Raw genomic sequence first — 23419 nt, 5'->3', positions numbered from 1 at the left:
CCCACTCGACACTATGTGTGAGAGACGGTTCGAGGCATCGGGTTATTCCGGCCAGCCCAGTCGCGGCGTGGTGAGCACTGGATCGGTGATGCCATTGTGGCAGGCCAAACCGACAGAGTCCCAGCCCGCGAGACTCGATCCGGACTCATATGCGGATTGGAAGAAATCCAGCGCCGTGGCGACGGGGTCGGCCGTGGCGCGGACGTCGTCGTAGGACAGGTAGGCGCTGTGCCCGGAACCGGACGCCACCCAGCTGGCCTGTTCGGGTCGCAGTGGTTTGTCGCTGAGCCCGGTGGGTTCGGGCGCGGTGTAGGAGTAGAAGGTGGGGGCCGGGACCTTGTCGTCGCCGAACCAGAATCCGGCGCTGATCACCTCGCGGGAGTAGGCCTCGCGGGTGACCAGGTCGACGGAGTCGGGCATGGGGATCTTGCGGTCGGAGAAGCGCTGCACGGCCAGATCGAAGGTGTGCCAGAAGATCTGGACGGGGCTGATCTTGCCGGAGTAGGTGGCGCTGAACTGTTCCAGGATGCGTCCGACCTGGCTCTGCACGTGGAAGGCGCGTTGCGCGGCGGCGGGGTTGTAGGTGTGGTGTTGCTCGTCCTCGTCGAAGGGCCGCCCGTGGTCGGGCAGGTCGAAGGGGGTCGGGTGGGCGAGCGCCACCTCGACGCCGAGGTTGCGCAGCGCGTTCATGGTCTCGATGTAGAAACTGGCCACCGACTGCCCCGTGAGCGGCACCTCCTCCTCGGTGCCGCGGTCGTTGCAGACCCGCAGCACGTGGTCGAAGAAGTCGAACGAGCAGGTGAAGACGGGGCCTTCGGTGGCGGTACCGAGCGGCACGGTGGTCCAGCCGCGCGCGGTGAGCCGGTAGGTCATGTGCCACCAGTGGTTGCGCCTGATCCCCTTGGCCAGGGCCACTTTGCCCACGATCTGGGCGTAGCGGTGCAGGGTTTCCTTGGTGGGCCGCCATGAGTCGAGCGGGATGGCGGGAAGTATGTCCTGAGCCATCCGCTCATGCTACTCAGCTATCAATGCGTTACCGCCCGTCGCCGGTGTGCCCGGCGAGCAGTTCGGCGAACGGCCGGACCGCGCCGACGCCGTTGCCGGAGTTGCGGTGCCGGACCGGCTCGTCCTGTAGGAAGCCCTGCACCGCGGTGGGTGCGGCGACGATCTGCTGGGCGAGTTCGGACGCCGCCCGGTGCACGCGTTCGGTGAGTCCGGTGGAGCCGAAGTCCTCGGTGGCGGCGAACACGCCGGTGGGGACGACCACCGCCCGCAGGTAGGCGAACAGCGGCCGCAGCGCGTGATCGAGCACCAGCGAATGCCGGGCGGTGCCCGCGGTGGCGGCGATCAGCACGGGCATGCCGTTGAGCGAGTCGGTGTCCAGGACGTCGATGAACATCTTGAACAGCCCGCTGTAGCTGGCCGTGAACACCGGGGTCACCGCGATGATCCCGTCGGCGTCGGAGACCCGCTGCCGGGCCGCGGCCACGGCGGGCGTGGGCAGCCCGCCGGTGGTCAGGGTGGTGGCGAGATCGCCTGCCAGTTCCCGCAGTTCGATCACCTCGACGTCGAGGCTCTCCCCGCGCCCGCCCACCGCCGCGGAGACCGCGGCGGCGAGCTGGTCGGCGAGCAGCCGGGTGGAGGAGGGCTGCGAGAGCCCGGCGGTCAGGACTACCAGTGTGCGACTCATGCTCGGCCTCAGTTCTTTTCGGCGAGCACGCGCTCGCGGGCGGGCTCGACCAGGTGGTGCGGGGCGTCGGGGCCGGCGGCGACCAGCGACGCGTGGGTGGGCGGATCGCTGGGCACGCCGGCGGGGCGGCGGGCCTCGAACTCCTTGCGCAGCACCGGGACCACCTCCTTGCCGAGGATCTCGATCTGCTGCAGCACCATGTCCAGCGGCAGGCCGGCGTGGTCCATCAGGAACAGCTGGCGCTGGTAGTCGCCGACATTGTCGGCGAAGCCCAGGGTGCGTTCGATGACCTGTTCGGGGGTGCCGACGGTGAGCGGGGTCAGTTCGGTGAAGTCCTCCAGCGACGGGCCGTGTCCGTAGACGGGCGCGTTGTCGAAGTAGGGCCGGAAGATCTTCTTGGCCTCGGCCTCGGTCTCGGCCATGAACACCTGGCCGCCGAGTCCGACGATGGCCTGTTCGGCCGCGCCGTGCCCGTAGTGCTCGAAGCGGCGGCGGTACAGGGTCACCATCTGCTTGGTGTGCTGCATGTCCCAGAAGATGTTGTTGTGGAAGAAGCCGTCACCGTAATAGGCGGCCTGCTCGGCGATCTCGGGCGAGCGGATGGAGCCGTGCCACACGAACGGCGGGGTGCCGTCCAGCGGGGCGGGCGTGGAGGTGTAGCCCTGCAGCGGGGTGCGGAACTTGCCTTCCCAGTCCACGCGCTGTTCGCGCCACAGGCGGCGCAGCAGGTGGTAGTTCTCGATGGCCAGCGGCACCCCGTCGCGGATGTCCTTGCCGAACCACGGGTAGACGGGTCCGGTGTTGCCGCGGCCCATCATGAGGTCGACGCGGCCGCCGGCCAGGTGCTGCAGCATGGCGAAGTCCTCGGCGATCTTCACCGGATCGTTGGTGGTGATCAGGGTGGTCGCGGTGGACAGCACCAGCTTGTCGGTCTTGGCGGCGACATAGCCGAGCATGGTGGTCGGCGAGGAGGGCACGAAGGGCGGGTTGTGGTGCTCGCCGGTGGCGAACACGTCGAGTCCGACCTCCTCCGCCTTGAGGGCGATGGAGACCATGGCCTGGATGCGCTCGGCCTCGCTGGGCGTCCGGCCGGTGGTGGGGTCCATCGTCACGTCGCCGACGCTGAAAATTCCGAACTGCACGGGTCCTCCTCGGGTCGCGTCCACATTTGGTGGATATGGCAACCACTTGAACATAGCGGGTCGGGAGGGTATTCCTGAGCGGGACAGGGGCGTGATTCGCGCCACTGCCGCCAAGGCGCCACCACACCCGCCACGGGTCCCGAATTCGGGCGGCACCTGCTTCGTTCCGGAACCGAGGACTGACCAGTACCCGCAATCCACTTGCGGGTACAGCGAAACACTCAGTAGTGCAAGATCTTTCGAAGTATCCTGAACATTCCCCGCGCAACGCCGGAGATCTCGAGCATGGACAGGGGGTAGATCCAATGGCGGACAACTCCGTCGGTGCGGCATACGCTGTCGTCGTCACCGCGGTCGCCGATCCGATGCAGGTGGAGGGCCTGGAATGGGATCGTGCGGTGGAATTTCTGCCCAGTATCGATTCGCACATCCTGAAGTCGTGGGTGCGAGATCAGGAGACCGGGCCCGACCCGCGCCGCGGCGTGGTCATCCCCGGCCCCCAGCGCCGCGTCGGCCAGCGACATCCGTACCGGGAGGTGTGCGTACCGTCGGCCGAATACCAGCTTTTCAGCGCCGCGGTCCGCAGCAACCGCTGCCGCGCCACCGCCTGCGCCGAGGAGGAAGGCCGCCGGCGAACCCGCGTCCTGTCCGCCGCCAACTGCGGCTGACCACACCGTTACCGGCGCACGCCACCGGACCGCTCGGGGGGTCGAGCGAATATCCGAGCCGATCGTGCCGCCGTGCCACACTCGCGGAGTGCGAATCGCCATCCTGGGCCCGCTGGAAGCGGCGAACGACGCCCGGCCCGTTCCCGTCCCGGGAACCCGTCTGCGTGCCCTGCTGATTCGCCTCGCCCTGGACCCCGGCCGCCCGGTGCGCGTCCCCACCCTGATCGACGACCTGTGGCCCGAAGCCGCGCCCAAACGCCCCGAACACGCACTGCAAGAGCTGGTTTCCCGCCTCCGCCGCACCCTCCCCGCCGGCGTCCCGCTCCACGCGGCCGCGGGCGGCTATCTCCTCGACATCGCCGCCCTCTCGGTCGACGCCCACCGCTTCGAGCGCCTCGTCCGCGGCGGCATTCTGCGCCTCGACCGCGGCGACCGCTCCGCCGCCATCAACCAACTGCGCGAAGCCCTCTCCCTGTGGCGCGGCCCCGCCCTCGCCGACGTATCGGTCCTGCCCTTCGCCGCCGCTGCCGCCACCCACCTCGACGAACTCCGCCTGACCGCCACCGAATCGGCCCTGGCCGCCGAACTGTCCACCAGCCCCGGCGATCCCCTCCTCATCACCGAACTGACCGGCCTCCTCACCGCCCACCCCCTCCGAGAACGCCCCCGTCTGCTCCACATTCAGGCTCTCCACGCCGCGAGCCGCACCCCCGAAGCCCTGAGCTCCTACGCCCACTACCGCACCCTGCTGGCCACCGAACTCGGCCTGGACCCCAGCCCGGAACTCGCGGACCTGCACCTGAAGCTCCTGCGAGGCGGGCCGCCGACCCGCCCCGTGGCGGCGGGGCCCGAACCGGCCACGACCGCTGTGGGTTCCACGCAGCAGCTGCCGGAGTCGACACCCGCGTACAGCGATTCGGCGAAGCAGCCGACCGACGCCACAAGTCCGGCTGCGCGGCTCCGGATTCCGCTGACGAGCTTCGTCGGGCGCGAACACGACCTGACGGAGGTGGTGAAACGGGTCGGAGCCTCGCGGCTGGTCACGTTGGTGGGGCCGGGCGGCGCGGGCAAGACGCGACTGGCCGTGGCCGTGGCCGGAGAACTGGGCGGGCACATCGCGGGCGGACCGGTCCCGGGCGAGGCGGGCCGAGCGGACGAGGGCACGACGAGCGGCCGGGACGAAAACACGACGAGCAGCCGAGGCGAAAGCCCGGCACACGGCCGAGGCGAAAGCATGGCGGGCGGAGGGTTCGCGGGTGGTGTGGGGTTCGCGGAATTGGCGGCGGTGAGTGATTCCTCGGATCTCCCGCAGGCTGTGGCCGGGGCGCTGGGGGTGGCGTTGTCGCGGACGGTGGAGCCTTCGGGGGCGGATCCGGTGGGATTGCTGGCGGAGGCGCTGCCGACCGCGCCGATGCTGCTGGTGCTGGACAACTGCGAGCACCTCGTCGATGAGGTTGCCCGGTTCGTAGCGGAGCTGCTCGGGCGGGTGCCGGAGCTGCGGGTCCTCGCGACGAGCCGTCAACCGCTGGGGATCGGCGGGGAAACGCTGTGGGAGACCGCGCCGTTAGCGGTCCCGCCACCCGATTCGGCTGATATCGAGGGTTTCCCGTCGGTTCGACTGTTCCTGGATCGCGCTGCGGCGGTCCGCGCCGACCTCGCACCGACCGATAGCCTGCTCGAGACTGTCGCCGAGATCTGCCGTCACCTGGACGGATTGCCGTTGGCCTTGGAGCTCGCGGCCGCGAAGCTGCGGGTCATGCCACTGCCGGTGCTGCGTGCGCGGCTGGATGATCGTTTCGCCGTGCTGGCGGGCGGGAGCCGCACCGCGCTCCCCCGTCACCGCACGCTGCGGGCGGTATTGGATTGGGACTGGGAGCTTCTCATCGAGGCGGAGCGCACCGCCCTCGCGCGCCTGTCGGTCTTTCCCGCACCGTTCACCCCCGCCGCTGCCGAGGGTCTCGGTGTGGCGTGCGCCGAACTCGAAGCGCTGCTGGACAAATCGCTGGTGCAGCTCGTCGACGTCCTGGTCGCCGAACCCGCCCTGCCCACACCGCAGCCGCGCTACCGCATGCTCGAGTCGGTCCGCGCCTACGGTCGGGAGCACCTCACGGCCCGAGGTGAACTGGACTCGACCAGATCCGCCCATGCGGCCTACCACCTGGCTCTCGCCGAAGCCGCCCATCCGTATCTACGAGGCCACGCCCAACTCCCCTGGCTCCGGCTCCTCGATGCCCACCATGATCACCTGATCGCAGCCCTGCGCTTCGCCCAGGAGTCCGCGGACACCGACACCGCGGCCCGCCTGGGCTCGGCGCTCGGCATGTACTGGGCCCTCCACGCCAGTCACACGGACGCGGTCCGGCTCCTGCGCCCGATCCTCGAACTCCCGACGGCCCACCCTCATCCCCCACTGGCGGCCGCGTTCGCCCTGCATTCCATGCTCGCCGCCCAGGCCACCGAACTCACCGCGGCCGCCGACCACATCCGCCGCTGGACGGGCGCGACGGAATCGGCTTCCGGTTCAGCCGCTTCGGCGACAGCGGACGGGGCAGCGGAATTGGCTTGGGCGCTGGTGGAGTTGGCGTCCGAACGAGTCGATGTGGGGCTCGGGGTGGTGGAGCCGTGGCTGGGGCATCCCGATGCGTGGACTCGGGGGATGTTCTGGTTGGTGCGGTCGTTCCTGCACGCGAACGAGTCCGGGGTGGCGCGGCTGGAGGCGGATTTGCGGATGGCGGCGGGGTGTTTCGAGGAGGCCGGGGAGCGGTGGGGCTGGTCCACCGCATTGACGTATCTGGCGTTCACGCGGGCGGCGCTCGGGGATTTCGACGGGGCCGAGGCGGCGATGGCGTCGGCGCTGGTCGCGGCGGAGGAGCTGGGCAGACCGGTCGCGTTGCGGGTGTGGCTGGTGATGATCCGCTTGCATTCGGGCGAGGTGGAGGCGGCCCGGGCCGATCTGACCGCGCTGGCCGAGGAGACCTTGCCGGCCGGGGACACCGTCATGACCCGGCTGCTCGCGGCGGATGTCGCTCGGTTCGATGGGGATCTGGCAGAGTCGGTGCGCTGTTTGCGGCGGGTGGAGTCCGATCTCGGGCGGGCGGTGCGCGAGGACCGGTCGTACCGGGCGATGTTCGGCCTGCGCATGGGCTTGCTGCGCGCGGCCGAGGGCAGTACCGCTGCGGCCGCCACCCATTGTTCGGATGCGTGGGCGAACGCCGTGGCCGTCCGAGACCTGCCCTTGGCCGCCGAGGTGGCCGTCGGCGTCGCACGGGTGTGCCTGGCGGCAGGGGCCGCGGCGGCGTCGGCCGAGGCTTTGGGCGCCGGGCACGCGTTGCGTGGCGCGCCGGATGCCCGCTATCCCGACATCGTGGCGCTCCGAACGGAATTGGCGGCCGTCCTCGGCAGCGATCAGGCGACTGCCGCATACGAACGGGCCCGGGTTCTCCCACGCGACGGGGCACTCGCGACGGTCGAAGCCAGTCTTCGGACGGCGAGGGACAGCAGCTCGGACGACCGGGGTTGATGAGCAGCACGATCGAGCAGCCAGGCTCGTACGCAGCACGACGGACGTTGGGTCATCCCTTCGGATGGGCCAGACGCGCCACGACCAGCCTGGGTTGTCGGAACACGTGAGCGCCGAGTGAATGCGTGTGAGCGCGATGTGAACTCACTGTGAGCACCGCCCCGCAGTGTGGGCCGCATGCGAAACGACTCCGATCTGCACGAGTTCCTCACCACCTATCCCCACGACATGGCGTTCAGCCCCGATGACCCGTCCACCGTGGTCGACCGCTGGTTCGCCCCCGACGTCGACTACCGCAACGACGGCCTCCACCTGAACCGTCAGTCCTTGATAGCCCACGCCCGCCCGGCTCGCAGGAACGCCGAATCCGTCCGGGTCCGCATCCATCGAGCCTTGCTGTCCGGTGACAGCATCGCGGCCCACTACACAATGTTCGCGACCCTCCGCACGACCGGCCCGACCGCCACCGAAGTGTGCATGATCGGCCGCCTGTCCCCGGACGGACGCATCGAGCGGATCGATCAGCTCACCCGCTCCGTGCCGGTGGAGGGCGAGTAACCGTGAGGTCCTCGCTATCCGCGCCGATCGTGCGGCGAATCGCTGTGGCCGCCATCGTCTTCTGGGTGGCCGTGCTCGTCGCCACCGGTGGTCTGGCGGGCAAGCTCGCCGGGGCCGAGAAGAACGACGCCACGACGTGGCTGCCGAAGAGTGCGGAGTCGACGAAGGTCTCCGAGCTGACCGGGAAGTTCATCGGGTCCGATGTGTATCCGGCGGTGGTCGTCTACGAGCGCGGCGACGCGGTGTCGAGCGCCACCGCGCGGGCGCGCGCGGAGTCGGACTCGCAGCGGTTCGCGACGCTGCCGCAGGTGCACGGCCCGGTCCCGGAGCCCGTGGAGTCCGAGGACGGCAAGGCGATCCAAGTCGCGGTCCCGATCTCGGTGGGCGTCAAGGGGGTCACGGACGCGCTGCCGACGGTGCGATCGATCCGCGACATCGTCGCCGATGCGGGCATGAGCGTGCACGTCACCGGGCCGGCGGGTTATGGGGCCGATTCGGCGGACGCGTTCTCCGCGGTGAACTCGACACTGTTGTACGTGACCATCGCGATCGTCATAGCGATCTTGCTGGTCACCTACCGCAGTCCGGTGCTGTGGCTGCTGCCGCTGGTGTGCGTGGGCGTGGCCCTGACCGTCGCACAGGGGCTGATCTACCTCCTGGCGGCGCACGCGGGCCTGACGGTCAACAGTGACACGGAATTCCTGCTGACCGTCCTGGTCTTCGGCGCGGGCACGGACTACGCACTGCTGCTCACCGCACGCTATCGAGAGGAGTTGCGGCGCACGGAGAATCGTCACGCGGCCATGGCCACGGCCATCCGCCGCGCCGGACCCGCGATCACCGCGAGCGCGATCACCGTCGCGCTGAGCCTGTTGTGCCTGGTCGTGGCCGACCTGAACTCGACAAAGAGCCTGGGCCCAGTGATGGCGACGGGCGTCCTGGTCAGCTTCGCGGTGCTCACCACCCTGTATCCGGCCCTGCTCGTGCTGTGCGGCAGGTGGATATTCTGGCCCGCCGCACCGCGATTCGGCGATCCCGAACCGGCCGGAAGTCGCCGAGGGAGTCGCCTCGAACGCTTGATCACCTCCCGTCCGCGCAGGGTCTGGCAGGTCACCGCGGCCGTGCTGGCGTTCCTCTCCCTGGGGTTGTTCGGTTTGCACGCGTCCGGACTGCGGGCGCAGGACACCTTCCGAAACCGCCCTGATGCCGTGGTCGGCGAGCAGGTCCTCCTCGAGCATTTCCCGGGCGGATCCGGTGACCCGCTGCAGATCATCGGACCGGCGTCGGACGCGGATCGCCTGCGGGACTCGGCTTCGGGGGTTCCCGGTGTGGTGTCGGTGTCGACTCCCGTGTGCGCGGACGGTCTCGCCTACTTGGAGGTGACGACGGCCGATGTCACCGGTAGCGCTGCGGCGTTCGCAACCGTCGAACGTCTCCGCTCGGTGGTGCGTTCGGTGCCCGATGCCATGGTTGGAGGCAGCAGCGCCGTCGCGCTCGATACTCAGAAATCCGCCCGCCACGACCGCAATACGGTTGTGCCACTGGTGTTGTTCGTCGTCTTGGCGATCATGGCGCTACTGCTTCGAGCCTTGGTCGCTCCCGCGGTGGTTCTGGCGACTGTCGTCCTTTCTCTCGCGGCAGCTCTCGGCGTCAGCGCGCTGGTGTTCGACAAGGTGCTCGGCTTCGCGGGCGCGGACCCATCGTTCCCGCTGTGGGCCTTCGTGTTTCTGATCAGCCTGGGGATCGACTACAGCATCTTCCTGATGGCCAGGATCCGCGAGGAGACCGCGAACCATGACACCGCTACGGCGACGGCGATCGCGGTGCGCACCACCAGCGGAACGATCACGGCGGCAGGTGTTGTGCTGGCGGGGACGTTCGCGGCATTGCTCACGCTGCCTTTGGTTTTCGCGGCGGAGATCGGGTTCGCAGTCGCGTTTGGAGTGCTGCTGGATACGTTTCTGGTGCGAACCGTGCTTGTACCAGCGCTCGCGATCGATCTGGGTGAGCGCATGTGGTGGCCACAACGCACCCGACTCGATTCCCGAGAAGAAGGCGCGATTCCCAATCCGATTGTGACGCAAACTATTTAATTTGTGCAATCTGAAAAGCTTGGACCCCTTTGCATTTCAGGCCACACAGATAATCACGCGGGCGTAAAATGGAGGCATGGATTCGAATGGGGTGACACTCGACGACTGCGGTATCGCTGAACTGGCGGCCGCGGTCTCGACCCTGACCGAATCCGTGCAGGGCGGGAAGATGGTGGAGTTCTCCGACGAGGATGTTGTGTCGTTGATGCAGCAGCTCGAAACCTGCAAGCGCCAACTCGCCGCGCTGGATACCCGTCTGATCATCGAAGCCGGGGAGCGGTCGCTGCATTCGCGCAGTGGCGCGGGGAAGATGGTGCCGTTTCTGCGCCACACCCTCGGACTGTCACGCTACGACGCGTCGGTGCGGGTGAAGATCACCCACCACTGCGGCGAATTCGTGCAGCAGACCGGGCACGTCGCGCCGCCGGTACTGCCGGTGACCGCCGAAGCGTTTGCGGTCGGTGATATTTCGCGGGATCACGTGCGCCACATCGTGGACGTGATGGACCACCTGCCGGTTGATGTGCCCGCCGAAGCTCGCGCGGAGGCGGAGCAGATCCTGGTGGACTACTCGCGTAGTGGGTGGCCGGATGATCTGTTGAAGATCGGCCGTGACATCCTCGCCCGCCTCGATCCCGACGGGAAAGTGGTGTCGGACGCTGACCGTCGCCGCCGTCGTGGGATCACGTTGTGCCGTCCCGGCGTGGACGGGATGACGCGGATCGAAGGGTGGATCACCCCGGAGCTGCGTGCGTGCCTGGATGCGGTGTTCGCCAAGCTCGCCCGTCCCGGGATGTGCAACGTCGAAGATCCCGAAAGCCCGTCGGCCACTGGTGGGTTCATCGCCGACAGTGTTCTTGATGCTGCCGCGCGTCGTGATCGTCGTGATGCCGGGCAGCGGACTCATGACGCGTTGCTGGCGTTGGTGCAGCCGGGTGTGAACATGCGGACCCTGGGCATGCACCGTGGGCTGCCGGTCGAGGTCGTGCTCACCATGAGCCTGTCCGACCTCGAGAACGGCACCGGGGTCGCCACCACCGCGTCGGGCACCCAGATATCGATCAACGAGGCCCTGAAGATGGCCGAGGGCACCCGGCCGGTGATCGCGGTCCTCGATGGCGACGGGATGCCGCTCTACCTGCGCCGCTCCCGCCGCACCGCCAACCGCGCCCAACGCCTCGCACTTCTCGCCCGCGACAAGGGATGCACTCGACCAGGGTGTGAACAACCCGCCAACATGTGCGCCGCCCACCACATCACCGACTGGGCCAAAAACGGGCCGACCGACATCACCAACCTCACACTCGCGTGCGACCACTGCCACGCGTTGATCAACGACGGGCCCGATGGCTGGAAAACCGTTGTGATGGGTAAAGATTCGCTTTACCCCGGCCGGACGGGCTGGATTGCGCCGAAGAGTGTTGATCCCACCGGTACCCCACGCGTGAACGATCGTCATCACGTGGGGCAGGCGATCGCCGCTGCCGTCGATTCGAGTTGCCGAACGTGGCGCTCACGGGCAGCGTGACACCGAGCTGCTCGTGTCCTGCCGGCGTGCGCAAAGCGACGCGAAGTGTGGTTGCGTCGCCTGCCCTGCCGGACTGGGGCTGACGCCGGGTTGGGATCCGCATTCCGCCGATCCCAGCCCACCGACTGCACGCATCACCTTCTCGAGCCCGAACCCCAACCCCTCAACCCTTCTTGCTCCGGGATGCTGCACGGCCGAGCCGTGAGGGGGCTGGTAGGTGAGGGTGCCTCGCAAGCTCGGCCACCCTCTCTTCCTTCTCCAGGCGTCTTTTGTCTTTAGTTCTCTTGATCTTCGGTCTTCTCTGCCCTCAGATCTCGACCATCTGATAGTCAGCCACATGACTGCCGAGGTACCGCAAGTGGTCGGTGCAGTCCCCCAGCGTGTGCTCGATGGCGTTCAACCGCGCGGTGAAGTGCCCAACCGGATACTCGTCGGTCATACCGATCCCGCCGTGCATCTGAATCGCCTCCTGCCCGATGTGCCTGGCCGACCGCCCGATTCGCAACTTGGCACGGGATACAACCATCGGATCGATAACCCCGTCGGCCAGCGACATGGACGCGTACATGCTCATCCCCCGCGCCAGCTCCAGCGACACGTACATGTCGGCAGCACGCTGGGTCAGCGTCTGGAACGTACGCAGCGCCACACCGAACTGCTTGCGAGTCTTCAGGTATTCGGCCGTCAGCCGCAGCGCCTCTTCCATCGCCCCGATCGCTTCGGCACACAACGCGGCCTGGGCGGCGGCGATGGCGGCACCGATGGCATCGGAGGCATCGGCCACGTCGCCGAGCGGTTCCGCGGAAGCTCCGTCGAATTCGATGTCCGCGCCATGCCGTCCGTCGTGGGTGGTGTACGGCCGCAGACGCACACCCGGATCGGAGGGCTTGACCAGGAACAGCCCGACGCCGTCCGCGTGGGCAGCAGTGACGATCAGAACGTCCGCCTGGTCACCGTGAGAAACGGGGTGCTTGCGTCCGGTGATGCGCCACCCGTCGCCATCGGGAACGGCCTGAGTGTCGGTGTCGGTGGCAGGCCAGCGCAGACCCGGCTCACCGTGGGCGAAAGCGAGTTTCAGCTGTCCTTCGGCGACGCGCGGCAGCAGATCCTTGCGCTGGACGTCGCTGCCGACGGCCGAGATGAGCGCACCGGGCAGTAGCGCGCAGTCCAGGATCGGTTCGGTGGCCAGGGCGCGCCCGATCTCGGTCATGACCAGCATGGCTTCGATGGGTCCGGCGCCCATGCCGCCGTCTGCCTCATCGAAGGTGAGTCCGAGCAGCCCGATGTCGGCGAAGGTGGCCCACCGTTCGGTGTCGCGGCCGCGGGCGAGCAGGTCCCGCACGGTGTCGCGCAGCATTTCCTGTTCGGGGGTGAGATCGAAATCCATGGTGCTGCCTCACAGTCCGAGGATCGTCGAGGCGATGATGCCGCGCTGCACCTCGTTGGATCCTCCGTAGATCGATGTCTTGCGATAGTTCAGGTAGGTGGCGGTGCTGCGGCGCGCCCAGTCGGCGTTCGACTCGTCCTCGCGGGCAATCGAATCCGGGCCGGCGATGTCGACCAGGAGTTCGGTGACGGCCTGCTGGAGCTCGGTGCCGCGCAGTTTGAGGATCGACGACACCGGGTTGGGTTTGCCGTCGGCGGATCCGGCGGCGACCCGTAGTTGCACGAGTTCCAATGCCAGCAGCTCGTTTTCGAGTTCGGCGAGGCGGGTCGCGAACAGCGGATCGTCGAGCAGGGTGCGGTCGCCGAGGCGGGTCTGCTTGGCGTGTTCCTTGGCGAGCCACAGCCGCACCTTGGTCTGGCCGACGGCGGCGATGCCGGTGCGTTCGTTGCCGAGCAGGAATTTGGCGTAGGTCCAGCCCTGGTTCTCGGCGCCGACGAGCTGGTCGGCGGGCACCCGGACGTTCTCCAGGAACACCTCGTTGACCTCGTGGCCGCCGTCGATGAGCTTGATGGGCCGTACGGTCACGCCCGGGGTGTCGAGCGGGAACAGGAACATGGAGATGCCCGCCTGCTTCTTGGGGGCGTCGGGATCGGTGCGGGCCAGGCAGAAGATCCAGTCGGCGAACTGCGCGCCGGTGGTCCAGGTCTTCTGGCCGTTGATCACGTAGCTGTCGCCGTCGCGGACGGCGACGGTGCGCAGGGAGGCGAGGTCGGAGCCGGCTTCGGGTTCGGAAAAGCCTTGGCACCACCAGATGTCGAGGTTGGCGGTGGCGGGCAGGAAGCGCGCCTTGAGTTCCTCGGAGCCGAAGTGCGCGATGACCGGCCCGATCATATTGGTGTTGAAGGTGAGCGGTTCCGGCACCGACGCGAGCTGCATCTCCTCGTGCCACAGGTGCCGCTGGATCGGGGTCCAGTCCTTGCCGCCCCAGGCCACCGGCCAGTTCGGGGTGGCGAGCCCGTGCGCGTTGAGGATGCGCTGGCTGGTGACGAGGTCGTCCTTGGACAGTTCCTGTCCGTGCCGATGCCGGTTGCGGATGTCGGCCGGGATTTCGCTCCGATAGAACGCGCGCAGCTCGTCGCGGAAGGCGAGCTCGTCGTCGGTGAGCGCTAGTTGCATGCGTTGACCTCCAGTTTCGTGGTTACCCACGCCATCGCCGGAAATGATACACAGACATAGCCGTGTCTCAAATAGGGTCGTATACTCGACACGCCCCCGGCCCCTCGAAAGGAGCACCCTTGTCCGACCACGACCTCGGCGTCGGCGAACTCATCGCGCGCCGGCACCGCGAGGACAGCGCCCCCGGTCGCCGCACGGATCGCCATCGTCTCGCCCTCGTCATCGAGGGCGGCTCCTCGCGTGGCGCCTACTCGCACGGAATGGCCATGGCCATCGAGGAATTGGGCGTGCTGTCCTGCTTCGACGCGGTGTACGGGGCTTCGGCGGGCGCGTTGAACGCGGCCTGGCTGCTGTGCGGGCGGGCGGTGGATTCGCGGCGGGCCTGGAATCCCGAGGTGATCAACCGCGTCATCAGTCCGGCGCGGGCGCTGCGCGGCGGCAAGGTGGTGGACACCGACTACCTGGTGCACACCGTGTACGAGCGGATCGTGCCCATGGATTTCCCGGCGATCCTGGCCAATGCCATCACCTTCCACCCGATCGCCACCGACGCCGATACCGGCGCGGCCGTCGACCTGCACCCGGAGCTGAGCGATGTGCGCTCGGTGCAGACGGCGCTGCGGGCCTCGACCTGCCTGCCGATCCTGGCGGGGCGGCCGGTCCGGATCGGGGCGCGGCGGTTCGTGGACGCGGGGCTGTCGGAATCCGTGCCGGTGCGAACGGCGTTGGCGCAGGGCGCTACCCGGGTGCTGGTGCTGCGCACGCGCCGGGACGACGAGGCCGTGCGGCCCCCGTCGACGGTGGAGTCGCGGGTGGTGGCGCGCTTCCTGTCGCGGCACGCGCCCGGGACCGTCGAGCCCTGGCTCGCGCGGGTCGAGCGACATCACAGCGACGAGCGCGATTTCGCCTCCGACCCGGCCGTGCTGCAGATCCGCCCGCCGCGCGACGCACCCGCTATCGGCCGCGTCGATCGTGACCCCGAGGTGCTGCGGACGGCCCTCATCCTGGGACGCGCGGCGACCGCGCGCACGCTGTCGGAGTTCCTGGCTCCTAAGCTGTCCGCGTGACACGAGCGGAGGGAACGAGAGCGCCGGGCCGACCGGCGTCGGCGAGCCGGGACGATGTGCTCGAGGCGTCCATCGCCGTGTTCCTGGCGGGAAAGCGGCTGGACGTCAATGCCATTGCCGCGCAGCTCGGGGTGGGGCGGGCGAGCATCTACCGCTGGTTCGGCTCCCGCGACGGCCTGCTCGGCGCGGCCGTGGCGCGGCAGCTGGAGAAGGTGGTCGCCCTGGCCGACCGCCGCACCCGCGGCACCGGTGGGGAGCGGCTCGCCGCGGTGCTGGACCGGACCATCGACCTGCTGGTCGCCAATGACGCGCTGCGCGCCTACTTCGACAACGAGTCCACCGCCGCCCTGCGCCTGATCACGCGCGGTGACGGGACGGTGCACCAGACCGCGGTGAGCATCGTCGAGCGGCACATCGAGCGCGCGCGATCGGAGGGCTACCAGCCGCCGATCGAGCCGGACACCCTCGCCTATGCCCTGGTCCGGTTGTGGGAGGCGTTCCTCTACAACGATGCCGTGGCCGGTTTCCGCGGTGACGTGGACCGCCTGCGCAAGGTCCAGAACGCGCTGCTGCGAACCTGATTCAGCGGTTCGCGATCAGCGGGACGAGCTGTTCGGCGGAGGTGCGGGCCCCGTGGTGGCCCAGTAGCGCGGATTCCAGGGGTTCGAGGGCGGGGCGGATCAGCGCGGCTCGATTCTCGGCCACGGCGATGAGATCGCCGATGCGATGGGCGATCACGGGTGTCGGCGGGGTCGGCCCGAACCAGTGCTCGTCGAGGGCTTGTTCCCGGGAGACGACGGTGGCGTGCGGCGCGAGTTCCCCGGTCCAGGCCGCGCGGACATCGGCGAGGGCGTCGGGGTGTTCGAGATAGACGTGACGCACCCGCGCCTCGCCGCCGATCAGGCGGACGCCCCGGTGCAGGGCGGGGAGCGCGTCGAGGTCGATGGCGTTGTCCACGTGGATCATTCCGTGGTCGCCGGTGATCAGCAGCGTGCAGCTCGACGGCAGGTCCGCGAGCAGGTCGGCCACCGCGGCGTCGATCTCCGCGAGGACCGCCAGCCACTGCGGCGATTCGGGGCCGTACAGGTGCCCGTTGGCGTCGAGGTCGGCGAAGTAGGCGTAGGCGAACCGCGACGCCGTCCCCGAATGCTGTGCGACAGCGAGGATTCCGGCGCGCAGATCATCGAGGTTCGAGGCCGGGTGCAGGGTGCCCGGGGCGCGGAAGGCGGCGCGGGTCAGTCCCGAGGCGCGCTGGTAGCCGGGGATCACGTAGTGCGGTTCGATCCCGTGGGCGGCCAGGTCCTCGAGGCGACTGGCCTGCGGCTGCACCGATTCCGGCGGGTAGGCCTCGACGGCGGTGTCGCCGGTGGCGCTGTCGAGGGTCCAGCGCAGCGAGTTCAGCAGCCGCACCCCGTCGCCCTCGGGCAGCGCGAAGCTGTAGCCGATGATGCCGTGGGTGGCGCAGGGCGCGCCGAGCGCGAGGCTGGTCAGGCTGGTCGACGTGGTGGCCGGAAAGCCCGCGGTGAGCGTGGTGCGGACGTGGGTGGCGAGGGTGGGCGCGAGGTCGCGGTGGCGGCCCAGCAGTTCCGCGCCGAGGCCGTCGATGAGCAGGACCACGACGTCCCGATTGGGCGCGATGGCCAGGGGATTGGGCTGGTCGAGTCCGAAGGAGGCGGCGACGGAGGGCAGGATGTCGGCGAGCGTGTGCGGACTGGACCCCGCGGGTGTACCGGGCATGGCCCGACTCTATTGATTGCGCGGCCACCGTTCAGGTCGCTCGCCCGGAAAAGCCGCGAGTTCAGAATCCCGGCGGCGGGGGCAGGCGGCGTTCGCGCGGGACGAGCAGGAGCAGCAGCGACAGCAGTAGTCCCCCGGCGACGAGGTACAGCCCCCAGGTGCCGGAGAGCAGGTGCCGGTAGTCGGTGCGGAGTTCGTGGTCGAAGCGCTGGTCGAGCCGCCAGCCCAGGACGCCGAGTCCGGCCAGTCCGGCCAGGACGCCGATCCAGCCCACGATGCGGGACCCGGTCAGCGCGGCCACCAGCACCACCGCCGCGACCGCGAGCAGCCCGATGGCCAGTGAGGTGACGAAGCTCCCCGACTGCGCCCCGATCTGCCCCAGGGTCCGGCCTTGCTCGAAGCCGTTCCGCAGGTCGGTGAACTGAACATTCCGCGCGTCGACCGTGCCGACGAGCGGACCGAAGACCCCGGCCGCCACCGCGATGGCGGCGGCGAACAGCAGTAGGTGAACGAAAGTGCGCATACTCCACGGTATTGCGTGGACGGTCCCCCGGCACGCGATCGAACCTTACGGTCCGACACACACCGGAGGACCGGCGGATGAATCAGGCGCGGCGATCCACCGCGGCCCACGCGGCCACGGCGACCACGCTCGACACCACGGCCACCGACGGCCACGCGCCGATCTTCTTGGCCAGCGGGTGCGAGGCGCCCATTGCGCCGATGGCGAGCCCGGTCAGCGCGGCCGCGCCACCGGTGCCGACGGTCTTGCGCCACCGCGGGAACGCGGCCGCCGTGCCCGCCGCGAACACCGCACCGCCGAGCTGACGCTTCTTGGTGGCCTGGGCGAGCGCGAAGCCGCCGGTGAGTCCACCGGCCGCGAGCAGCGACGTCGGTACCGCGGGAATCCCAGCCATTTCACTACCTCCAACACGTGCGAACGAACGATCATCCTCGACGGTAACCGGAGCCGATTCCGCCGTTTCTTCGGGTCGGTGTTCGTCCCTCAATCGCGGTCCGGGTCGGCGAGCAGCGAGCGGTTCAACTGCTCCTCACTGATCGGCGGAACCGGTAGCGGGTGAGCGGCTTCCGCCCGCAGACCGTCCAGGATCAGCGCCAGATTGCGCCGCCACGCTTCGGGGGCGATGTCCGTGGTCTGCTCCACCACCCGCGTGTGCGACCAGGTGATGAACGCGATGTCCTCGAGCACCCAGTCCGCCCGCAGCGCCCCGGCATCCTGTGCGCGCGTGATGATTTCACGCATGACGGCGTGGCCCCGATCACGCTGGGCGGCGATCTCCGGACTGGGCGCGGCGCGTAATGCGAGCTCGTTGAGCAGGCGGTCGTGAGCCTGTAGTTCACAGATCTTCTCGACCAGGTACACGAACGAATCCCACGGATCATCCAAGGCGAGAGCGGCTTCCGCGATGCGACCGCCCGCCTCGATGCGGTCCTCGACAGCGGCCGCGATCAGATCGTCGCGCGCCGGGAAGCGGTTGTAGAGGGTGCCGATGGCCACGCCCGCGCGGGCGGCGATCTCCTTGAGGGGCGCGTCGAGCCCACGTTCGGCGAAAACCTCACGCGCCGCGGTCACCAGCGCGTCGCGATTGCGGCGGGCGTCGAGGCGGAGCGGTTTCTGGGCGGGCATCCGCCGATCCTACAAATCCGGGTCACGATTTATGTTGAGTATAGGTTCAACTTAGTGTTAGCGTCGGAGATGTAACTTGAACCACTGCTCAACTTATCTGGGAGCGAGCATGAGCAAGACCATCGCGATCTTCGGTTTCGGCCCCGGCCTCGGCATGGGCGTCGCACGGCGCTTCGGGCGAGAGGGGTTCCGCGTCGCCGTGATCAGCCGCAGACCCGACAAGGCCGATCGGCACGTGGCCGACCTGAAAGCCGAGGGCATCGAGGCCCAGGCCTTCCCCGCCGACGTCACCGCCGCGGACCAGCTCGACGAGGCCATCGCGACCATTCGGCGGACCTTCGGCGACATCGATGTCGCACTGCACGGCGCGGCCGCCGGGATGACCGACCGCGCACCCTCCACCCGCGCCGTGGACCTCGCGGCCCTGCGCGTTCCCATCACCCTGAAACTGCACTCGCCCATCCTGATGACCCGAGCCCTGCTGCCCGCCATGCTCGAGCGGCGCACCGGCGCCCTGTTGTTCTCCTCGGGCTCGCCCGCGCACGGCGTGCTGCCCTACCTGGCCAATTTCGGTGTGGCCCTGGCCGCGCAGCGGGCCTACGTGCTGCAACTGGCCGAGGAACTGCGCGGCACCGGCGTGCACGTCGGGTTGATGAACATCGGCGTGCTGATCGGCGACAGCGAGGCGGAGCGCATGGTCGACGAGCACCCCGAAGTGGTGCCGTCCGGCGTCAGCATCCCGCGCATGACCAATAGCGAACTGGGCGACCACTATTGGGATCTGTACACCGGCCGGGATCGAACCGAAGTGGAGATCGGCTTCTGAACCCATGCCCCCCGACGGGTCAGCGGATGCCCGGGGTCGCGGGATCGGCCCCGGTGCAGCCGAGGATGAAACAGCCGGGGGGCCAGTCGCCGAAGGGCGGGTACAGGGGTTTGCCGAGGCATTCCAGCAGGCCGCACCCCGGGTAGGCCATCGGGCCGAGGCCCAGGGCGGCGAGGGTGGCGTCCGGGTTCATGAACATGGGGTCGGTGATGCTGGCGTCCGGACGTTGGACGTAGGGGCCGGGGTCGGAGAGTGCGGGGGTGCGGAAGGCGGTGGTGAGGCCGCGCAGGACGTCGTGCGGAAAGCTCACCGCGCCACCGGGAACCGTGACGCCGGTCCAGCTGACGAGGAGGCCGAGGCTGGGGACGATGAAGTTGTCCTGGCGCATCATGCCGGCCATCTGGAGGGCGTCCTTGGGGAGGCCCGGGAACAGGTCCTCACAGTCGGGGCCGTTGACGGTGATCAGGAAGCCGTAGCAGGGGTTGACGCCGTTGGAGGTGGTGGCCTCGGCGAGGTAGGCGGTCGGGATCACCGGGCGGCCGTGCCACGTGCCGCGATTGACGAGCAGCAGGCCGAGTTTGGCGTAGTCGTCGGGCGGGAGCACCAGGTGGGCGTGCCCGTAGGTGTTGCCGCTGCGGTCCCGCGCCCACAGATAGTCGGTGTGCCGGATACCCAAGGGATCGAACAGGTTTCGTTGCGCGTACGCCTGGAAGTCCTCGCCGACCGCCCGCTGGATCACGTACACGAGCAGGTCGACGGCGCGTTGACTGTACTGCCAGGTCTCCCCCTGCGGATGCAGGATGGGCATGGCGAGGGCCTGCGCGACCACGTTCGGGTCGAGCCGGGCCACCCCGGTGATGCCTTCGGAGGCGATGGCGATCTCCATGCCGGAGGTCTCGGTCAGCAGGCTGCGCACGGTGATCGCGCGATGTTCGGCGTCACCGAGCCCGGCGGGCAGGTAGTCGCCGATCGGATCGTCCACGCGCAGTAGGCCTTCGCCGACCGCGATCCCCGCGACCATGGACACGACGCTCTTGGTGCCGCTCCACAGATTCCACGGGACGCCACCCGCCCGCTGATTGGTGGGTCCGGCCGCGATCAGGCAGTTGTTGCGGAACACCTGCACGGTGAAGCGGGTGGGGTCGGAGGCGAAGTCGACCGCGCGCCGCAGCGCCTCCGAATCCAGGCCCACCTCTTCGGCGGTCGCGGTGTCGGGCTGCCTGCCGTCGCTGACGTCGCAGTGCCGCAGGCCGTCCGGCTCCGCCCCGGCGACGGGCGCCGCGAACGAGGTCAGGGCGGCCGCCATCATCACCGCCAGGATGCCTGTCAGGAAGCGCGCCACACGATCCTCCGTACTCCGTTGAATCCGTCTGGCTCATCGGAGAATCGGCGGGCGCGATTAGCTTTTCCCGGCCCGTGACTTTCGGGGGCGCGGGTTTTCGGGGCAGCCGATCAGTGGGTGTCGACGGTGGCGAACGCCGCCCAGATCAGCGGGGAATGCTCGATCGCCCCGGTCGCGCGCCAGGCGGCCAGATGTGTGCGCTGCCAGGCATTGAGGGCGACGACCGGGTCGGCTGTCTCGTGCGCGGAGTCGATGGCGCACACGGCTTCCTGGAACGGGTGCACGCTGTCGGGGATGCCGGAGCACCGGCGGAACGCCAGGTCGGTGGGCAGCGGCCAACGCCCCGCCGTCACCAGTTCGGCGCCACCGGTGAGCATGGCCGCCACCAGGCCGACGGGTTCGGCGAAGCGCAGGTCGCCACCACTCTCACAAGCGATCAGCGCGACCCGGCTCGGAATCGGCCAGATCTCGGGTCCCGTCCGGGGAACACGCACGCCGCCAACACCATTGCCCGTCTCACCGCCGCCCGCGCTCCCGGCGCCATCGCCGATGCCCCCAGCTCCTTGGCCAATGGTCCCAGCGCGCTCGCCCACGATGCCGGGACCGTAGCCCAGATCATCGCCGAGGTTGCCGGAGCTCGGATCCGCGGCGAGGGCATGCGTGCCCAGCAGCAGGTCGCGCGCCGAGAGCGGGCGATGATCGCGGTAGGCGGGCGCGCAGCCCGGGCTGGCGGCGGTGCAGGACAGGTGCAGGGTGGCCGATTCGCTGCGGCCGGATTCGGGGGCGGCGGCGGTGACGTGGCCGACGTAGAGCAGCCGGGCCGCGCCCGCGTGCAGGGCGCGGCTGAGCCACGCGCGGTCGAGATCGGTGCGGCGGAACGCCTCCACCGGTTCGGCGACGGGCGGGGTGAGGCGGCCGGCGGCCGCGTGGTCGGCGACCAGCGCGGCCAGTGGGGCTGCGGCGGAGTCCATCCGGCCGAGAACGGATCCGAGGGCGGAGTCGGCGCGGAAGCCGGGCACGCGCGGGTCGAGTACCGCGACGACGGGCAGATCGCGGGTGTCCGTCCATGATCGCGCTACCCGGGCGGGGGCGTGCACGATGCCGGGCGGGGCGAGGACGCTCACGTCGGCGATGTCCAGCAGGCGCACATCCGGGTCGGGGGCGATCAGTTCCCAGGGCAGTTGGGCGGTGCGGGGCGACGGCTGAATCCGGATGTGGGGGCGAATACCTCGCACGGAGAACTCGTGCAGCGATACGGCCAGGTTGTACGGCAAAAATACCGACGAGAGATACTGCGCCAGCGCGTTTTCCGCCCCGGCGGTCGCCAGTTCACCTGCGGTGAGCGCATTCTCGAGCCCACCGGTGACTCCCGGTGCGGGGAGGGCGGCGGTGAACCGGCTCATGGCCGCTTCGACCTGGTCTTCCGGTACCACTCCGACCCCGGCGGGGGCGCTGTCGTCGATCCAGCGCCAGGTCAGGTAGAGGTCGCCCGCGTCCGCCATGCGGACCAGCACGGTGGGCGTCATGCGGGGATCACGCGATCGGTGCGGACGCGGCGGCCGTAGCGTTGTTCGGCGGCGTCGAGCCAGGCGGACAGGGCGATGTGGCCGTCCGGTCGCACCGCGATACGAGGCGGTGGCGCGACAGGCAGTCCCGCGCCCGCGGCCACCGCGGCGAGGGCGGTGCCGAGTTGCAGCGCGTCCTGAACCGCGGCCGCCGAGTCCGAGGGCGGATCGAAGGGTTCGAACAGGTCCAGCGGTGCGGGCTGGTCCGCGGCGAGCCGGTCGATGTCCAGGATCGTTCCCGCGCACTGATTGTCGATGAGGTCGGCTACCAGCCGGGCGTCCCCGGCCAGGTAGGCGTACCGGAAGGCGAGCCGCAGGGCGGGATTCACGATGCGGCGGTTCCAGGTGTCACGCTGGGTGCCGTCGGGGAGCTCGTAACGGACGGCGTCCAAGGCCAGTGCCGCCGGGACCGCTAGATCCACCGCTCGCGCCAGCAGGCCCGGCACGTGCGCGACGAGCGGTTCCAGGAGTCCCGCGTGCCAGTAGTCGAGCTGGGCGCAGTGCAGCCCGAGGCCGCGAGCGGCGTAGGCGCCGCGCGCCGCCGCCAGCTCGGACTCGCCGTCCTCGTATCGTCCCGCCGCGAACGCGTTGGTGGCCAATCGAAGTCGCACGTCCGCTGCCTCGACCACGGCGTGCGACTCTTCGAACCGGTGCAGCGCCGCCCGGTACTGAGCGTCCGCGGCACCGGTCCGCCCACGGCGCTCGGCGATGAACCCCATGACCTTCAGACCGATGCCCGCGCGATGCGCCATTCCAGTCGCCTCGAAATACTCCTGGGAGGCGGCCAGCAGCGGTTCGGCTTCGTCGAAAGCGCCGGTGCGGGTGTGCATCAAAGCCAGGTTCTGCTGGGTCTCGGCGACGCCGCCGGGGTCGGCGACGGCTTCGAAGGCGGCCAGCGCCTGCCCCGCGAAATCCTGGGCCAGTTCCCAGCGCCCGGTCTCGAAATGCGCGGCGGCCAGGTTCATCAGCGGATGCCCGGCCTGCTCCGGCCCGAACCGCCGTGCCGCGTCCAATGATTCACCGGCCAGCTCCAGCGCGCGCCACCACTGCTGCCGATGCAGGGCAATCGCCGTCGCGGACACCAGGCACGCCAGCCGCAGATCGCCCGGCGCACCCTCGTACCCGAGCACCTCCCGAGCCTGTTCGAGGGCCGACTGCGCCCCGTCCAGATCCCCGAGATTCTGCAAGGCCTGTGACAAACCGATCAGCGCGCCGGGATACATCCTGGGCGCGTCCTTCCGCATCCGCGCCAGTGCTTCCCGGAACCGTGCTGCCGCCCCGGCGTGATCCCCCAGCCGATCGGTCACCACCGCCACGTCCACCAGCGCACACAACCGCAGATCCCCGTGCTCGACCTCGGCGGCCCGCTCGAATATCCGCAGCCCCTCCAGTAGTTCGCCGCGCGCCACGGCTTCCGCCCCGGCCCGTAACAGCGGGCTCTCGCCCGTGTTCTCGTCGATACCCGTACTCAT

The 23419-nt window shown here is 69.3% G+C and carries 20 protein-coding genes; 8 read left to right on the top strand and 12 right to left on the bottom strand.

Annotation, left to right across the window (positions count from 1 at the left end):
- Positions 1-42 precede the first annotated feature (42 nt).
- Genes ACFRAQ_RS06530 through ACFRAQ_RS06520 form a run of 3 tightly spaced genes read right to left on the bottom strand, consistent with a single transcriptional unit; the run spans position 43 to position 2832 of the window.
- Positions 43-1005 (bottom strand): DUF5996 family protein, encoded by a 963-nt coding sequence (locus tag ACFRAQ_RS06530; protein ID WP_379094875.1) that lies wholly within the window; start codon positions 1003-1005, stop codon positions 43-45.
- Between the two features lie 28 nt (positions 1006-1033).
- Positions 1034-1690 (bottom strand): CE1759 family FMN reductase, encoded by a 657-nt coding sequence (locus tag ACFRAQ_RS06525; RefSeq protein ID WP_379094872.1) that lies wholly within the window; start codon positions 1688-1690, stop codon positions 1034-1036.
- 8 nt (positions 1691-1698) lie between these two features.
- Complete coding sequence (locus ACFRAQ_RS06520; RefSeq protein ID WP_379094869.1) at positions 1699-2832, bottom strand: LLM class flavin-dependent oxidoreductase; 1134 nt, start codon at positions 2830-2832, stop codon at positions 1699-1701.
- 305 nt (positions 2833-3137) lie between these two features.
- On the opposite strand from ACFRAQ_RS06520, the gene ACFRAQ_RS06515 reads away from it, so the two are divergent.
- From ACFRAQ_RS06515 to ACFRAQ_RS06495, 5 genes are all read left to right on the top strand, one after another.
- The gene (locus tag ACFRAQ_RS06515; RefSeq protein ID WP_379094866.1) at positions 3138-3500 is read left to right on the top strand and encodes a hypothetical protein; all 363 of its coding nucleotides are present in this window, start codon (positions 3138-3140) and stop codon (positions 3498-3500) included.
- 88 nt (positions 3501-3588) lie between these two features.
- Entirely contained in the window at positions 3589-7020 is a 3432-nt protein-coding gene (locus ACFRAQ_RS06510) for a BTAD domain-containing putative transcriptional regulator (RefSeq protein WP_379094863.1), read from the top strand.
- A 177-nt stretch (positions 7021-7197) separates the two neighbouring features.
- On the top strand, positions 7198-7578 hold the full coding sequence (locus ACFRAQ_RS06505) for a nuclear transport factor 2 family protein (RefSeq protein ID WP_379094860.1): 381 nt from the start codon (positions 7198-7200) through the stop codon (positions 7576-7578).
- A 29-nt stretch (positions 7579-7607) separates the two neighbouring features.
- The gene (locus ACFRAQ_RS06500; RefSeq protein WP_379094857.1) at positions 7608-9671 is read left to right on the top strand and encodes an MMPL family transporter; all 2064 of its coding nucleotides are present in this window, start codon (positions 7608-7610) and stop codon (positions 9669-9671) included.
- Between the two features lie 91 nt (positions 9672-9762).
- Positions 9763-11199 carry a DUF222 domain-containing protein gene (locus ACFRAQ_RS06495; RefSeq protein WP_379094855.1) on the top strand — a complete coding sequence of 479 codons (1437 nt, stop codon included), beginning with the start codon at positions 9763-9765 and terminating at the stop codon, positions 11197-11199.
- Between the two features lie 307 nt (positions 11200-11506).
- On the opposite strand, the gene ACFRAQ_RS06490 is transcribed toward ACFRAQ_RS06495, so the two are convergent.
- Complete coding sequence (locus ACFRAQ_RS06490) at positions 11507-12586, bottom strand: acyl-CoA dehydrogenase family protein (RefSeq protein ID WP_379094852.1); 1080 nt, start codon at positions 12584-12586, stop codon at positions 11507-11509.
- A 9-nt stretch (positions 12587-12595) separates the two neighbouring features.
- Positions 12596-13762 carry an acyl-CoA dehydrogenase family protein gene (locus tag ACFRAQ_RS06485; RefSeq protein WP_379094849.1) on the bottom strand — a complete coding sequence of 389 codons (1167 nt, stop codon included), beginning with the start codon at positions 13760-13762 and terminating at the stop codon, positions 12596-12598.
- 119 nt (positions 13763-13881) lie between these two features.
- Here ACFRAQ_RS06485 and ACFRAQ_RS06480 point away from each other — a divergent pair, with 119 nt between their 5' ends.
- Complete coding sequence (locus tag ACFRAQ_RS06480) at positions 13882-14829, top strand: patatin family protein (RefSeq protein ID WP_379094846.1); 948 nt, start codon at positions 13882-13884, stop codon at positions 14827-14829.
- Complete coding sequence (locus ACFRAQ_RS06475) at positions 14826-15410, top strand: QsdR family transcriptional regulator (RefSeq protein ID WP_379094844.1); 585 nt, start codon at positions 14826-14828, stop codon at positions 15408-15410. The genes ACFRAQ_RS06480 and ACFRAQ_RS06475 overlap by 4 nt, the downstream gene beginning before the upstream one ends.
- Position 15411: 1 nt before the next feature.
- Here the strand turns inward: ACFRAQ_RS06475 and ACFRAQ_RS06470 are convergent, their stop codons facing one another.
- The 4 genes from ACFRAQ_RS06470 to ACFRAQ_RS06455 form a co-directional block, all read right to left on the bottom strand.
- On the bottom strand, positions 15412-16566 hold the full coding sequence (locus tag ACFRAQ_RS06470; RefSeq protein ID WP_379094841.1) for an alkaline phosphatase family protein: 1155 nt from the start codon (positions 16564-16566) through the stop codon (positions 15412-15414).
- Between the two features lie 61 nt (positions 16567-16627).
- The gene (locus ACFRAQ_RS06465; protein ID WP_379094838.1) at positions 16628-17089 is read right to left on the bottom strand and encodes a hypothetical protein; all 462 of its coding nucleotides are present in this window, start codon (positions 17087-17089) and stop codon (positions 16628-16630) included.
- A gap of 82 nt (positions 17090-17171) precedes the next feature.
- Entirely contained in the window at positions 17172-17483 is a 312-nt protein-coding gene (locus tag ACFRAQ_RS06460) for a hypothetical protein (protein WP_357086311.1), read from the bottom strand.
- An 89-nt stretch (positions 17484-17572) separates the two neighbouring features.
- Positions 17573-18214 (bottom strand): TetR/AcrR family transcriptional regulator, encoded by a 642-nt coding sequence (locus ACFRAQ_RS06455; protein WP_379094835.1) that lies wholly within the window; start codon positions 18212-18214, stop codon positions 17573-17575.
- A gap of 109 nt (positions 18215-18323) precedes the next feature.
- Here ACFRAQ_RS06455 and ACFRAQ_RS06450 point away from each other — a divergent pair, with 109 nt between their 5' ends.
- On the top strand, positions 18324-19040 hold the full coding sequence (locus ACFRAQ_RS06450; RefSeq protein ID WP_379094832.1) for an SDR family NAD(P)-dependent oxidoreductase: 717 nt from the start codon (positions 18324-18326) through the stop codon (positions 19038-19040).
- Positions 19041-19059: 19 nt separating this feature from the next.
- On the opposite strand, the gene ACFRAQ_RS06445 is transcribed toward ACFRAQ_RS06450, so the two are convergent.
- The 3 genes from ACFRAQ_RS06445 to ACFRAQ_RS06435 form a co-directional block, all read right to left on the bottom strand.
- A complete protein-coding gene (locus ACFRAQ_RS06445; protein ID WP_379094829.1) occupies positions 19060-20382 on the bottom strand; it encodes a serine hydrolase domain-containing protein in 1323 nt (440 codons plus the stop codon).
- Between the two features lie 110 nt (positions 20383-20492).
- On the bottom strand, positions 20493-21908 hold the full coding sequence (locus tag ACFRAQ_RS06440) for a hypothetical protein (RefSeq protein ID WP_379094826.1): 1416 nt from the start codon (positions 21906-21908) through the stop codon (positions 20493-20495).
- Positions 21905-23419 carry a tetratricopeptide repeat protein gene (locus ACFRAQ_RS06435; RefSeq protein ID WP_379094823.1) on the bottom strand — a complete coding sequence of 505 codons (1515 nt, stop codon included), beginning with the start codon at positions 23417-23419 and terminating at the stop codon, positions 21905-21907. Before ACFRAQ_RS06435 ends, ACFRAQ_RS06440 begins: the two co-directional genes overlap by 4 nt.

It is taken from the genome of Nocardia sp. NPDC056611, from assembly GCF_042792755.1.
Classification (GTDB): Bacteria; Actinomycetota; Actinomycetes; order Mycobacteriales; family Mycobacteriaceae; genus Nocardia.
Note: the sequence above shows the minus strand (reverse complement) of the source record. Positions and strands in the feature narration are given on the sequence as shown.

Excerpts from the sequence above, each read along its gene's own strand:
- ACFRAQ_RS06525 (WP_379094872.1), bottom strand. The coding sequence starts at position 1,690 with ATGAGTCGCACACTGGTAGTCCTGACCGCCGGGCTCTCGCAGCCCTCC.
- ACFRAQ_RS06435 (WP_379094823.1), bottom strand. The coding sequence starts at position 23,419 with ATGAGTACGGGTATCGACGAGAACACGGGCGAGAGCCCGCTGTTACGG.
- ACFRAQ_RS06505 (WP_379094860.1), top strand. The coding sequence starts at position 7,198 with ATGCGAAACGACTCCGATCTGCACGAGTTCCTCACCACCTATCCCCAC.
- ACFRAQ_RS06470 (WP_379094841.1), bottom strand. The coding sequence starts at position 16,566 with ATGCCCGGTACACCCGCGGGGTCCAGTCCGCACACGCTCGCCGACATC.
- ACFRAQ_RS06490 (WP_379094852.1), bottom strand. The coding sequence starts at position 12,586 with ATGGATTTCGATCTCACCCCCGAACAGGAAATGCTGCGCGACACCGTG.
- ACFRAQ_RS06465 (WP_379094838.1), bottom strand. The coding sequence starts at position 17,089 with ATGCGCACTTTCGTTCACCTACTGCTGTTCGCCGCCGCCATCGCGGTG.
- ACFRAQ_RS06485 (WP_379094849.1), bottom strand. The coding sequence starts at position 13,762 with ATGCAACTAGCGCTCACCGACGACGAGCTCGCCTTCCGCGACGAGCTG.
- ACFRAQ_RS06440 (WP_379094826.1), bottom strand. The coding sequence starts at position 21,908 with ATGACGCCCACCGTGCTGGTCCGCATGGCGGACGCGGGCGACCTCTAC.
- ACFRAQ_RS06515 (WP_379094866.1), top strand. The coding sequence starts at position 3,138 with ATGGCGGACAACTCCGTCGGTGCGGCATACGCTGTCGTCGTCACCGCG.
- ACFRAQ_RS06450 (WP_379094832.1), top strand. The coding sequence starts at position 18,324 with ATGAGCAAGACCATCGCGATCTTCGGTTTCGGCCCCGGCCTCGGCATG.
- ACFRAQ_RS06460 (WP_357086311.1), bottom strand. The coding sequence starts at position 17,483 with ATGGCTGGGATTCCCGCGGTACCGACGTCGCTGCTCGCGGCCGGTGGA.
- ACFRAQ_RS06455 (WP_379094835.1), bottom strand. The coding sequence starts at position 18,214 with ATGCCCGCCCAGAAACCGCTCCGCCTCGACGCCCGCCGCAATCGCGAC.
- ACFRAQ_RS06530 (WP_379094875.1), bottom strand. The coding sequence starts at position 1,005 with ATGGCTCAGGACATACTTCCCGCCATCCCGCTCGACTCATGGCGGCCC.